Source organism: Mycobacterium sp. pV006 (genome assembly GCF_041287115.1).
Lineage (GTDB): Bacteria > Actinomycetota > Actinomycetes > Mycobacteriales > Mycobacteriaceae > Mycobacterium.
In genome coordinates, this window is sequence record NZ_JBGGKT010000049.1 from 1 (window position 1) to 1,428 (window position 1,428).

Below are 1,428 nucleotides of genomic sequence, written 5' to 3' on the forward strand. Positions count from 1 at the left end.
GGTTGCGTCCACCAAGGTGGTGTACGAGTCGGACCTGATCAGCGGTACCGGCGTGTCGCAGCCGAGTGATTGAAGGTCATCGCGTGATTCTTCGAGAGACCGACCAAAGTCACTCGAGCAAAGGAATCGACGCGATGACCACTGCCCACAATATCGACCTGCCTGCCGTGCTGGCCGAACGACTCACCACCGCCCATCCCGACGTGCTGCGCGAGCTGCTGGCCATGTTCATCCACACCTTGATGGGCGCCGAAGCTGATGCCCTGTGTGGGGCCGGCTACGGCGAGCGCAGCAGCGAGCGCACCAACTCGCGCAACGGGTATCGGCACCGCCAGTTCGACACCCGCGCCGGTTCGTTGGACCTGGCGATCCCGAAGTTGCGGCACGGTTCCTACTTCCCCGATTGGCTGTTGGAACGTCGAAAGCGCGCTGAACGGGCTCTGACCACCGTGGTGGCCACCTGCTATCTGCTCGGGGTGTCGACGCGGCGGATGGACAAACTGGTCGAGACGCTGGGCATCACGTCGCTATCGAAGTCCCAGGTCAGCGTGATGGCCAAGGAACTCGACGGCGCGGTCGAGGCGTTCCGCACCCGGCCGCTGGATGCCGGCCCTTACACGTTCGTGGCCGCCGACGCGCTGGTGCTCAAGGTCCGTGAAGGTGGGCGGGTGGTCAACGTGCACGCGCTGATCGCGGTCGGTGTGAACGCCGAGGGGCGCCGCGAGATCCTGGGCATCGATGTCACCACCGCCGAAGACGGGGCGGGCTGGCTGACGTTCTGGCGGTCACTGTCCGCTCGCGGCCTGTCCGGGGTACGGCTGGTCACCAGCGACGCTCACGCCGGGTTGGTGGCCGCGATCGGCGCGACGCTGCCTGGGGCGGCCTGGCAGCGCTGCAGAACGCACTACACGACGAACCTGATGGCCGTCACCCCGAAGTCGTCGTGGCCCTGGGTTCGCACGCTGTTGCACTCGGTGTTCGACCAGCCTGATGCTGAATCGGTTGCTGCTCAATATGATCGGATTACCGACGCGTTGGCCGACAAACTGCCCAAAGTCGCTGAGCACCTCGAAGCCGCCCGCGCGGACCTGCTGGCGTTCACCGCCTTCCCCAAACAGATCTGGCGCCAGATTTGGAGCAACAACCCGCAGGAGCGGCTCAACAAGGAAATCCGACGCCGCACCGACGTCGTCGGCATCTTCCCCGACCGCGACGCACTGATCCGCCTCGTCGGCGCGGTGCTCGCCGAACAACACGACGAATGGGCCGAATCCCGGCGCTACCTCGGCCTCGATGTGCTGAGCAAATCACGCGCCGTCAACGACACCCCAACCGAACAGGAGGACACCCCCGCAGTGCTAACCGCCTGAACCATCACCACGAAGAATCACACGACGACGTCGTACACCACGTCCCTGGACTTGACCC

At 65.1% G+C, this 1,428-nt stretch carries 1 protein-coding gene; it reads left to right on the plus strand.

Features of this window, described 5'->3' with window-relative positions; genetic code table 11:
- Positions 1-134 precede the first annotated feature (134 nt).
- Entirely contained in the window at positions 135-1,370 is a 1,236-nt protein-coding gene (locus ACAG25_RS24730) for an IS256 family transposase (protein WP_185294638.1), read from the plus strand.
- Positions 1,371-1,428 lie beyond the last annotated feature (58 nt).

Excerpts from the sequence above, each read along its gene's own strand:
- ACAG25_RS24730 (WP_185294638.1), top strand. The coding sequence starts at position 135 with ATGACCACTGCCCACAATATCGACCTGCCTGCCGTGCTGGCCGAACGA.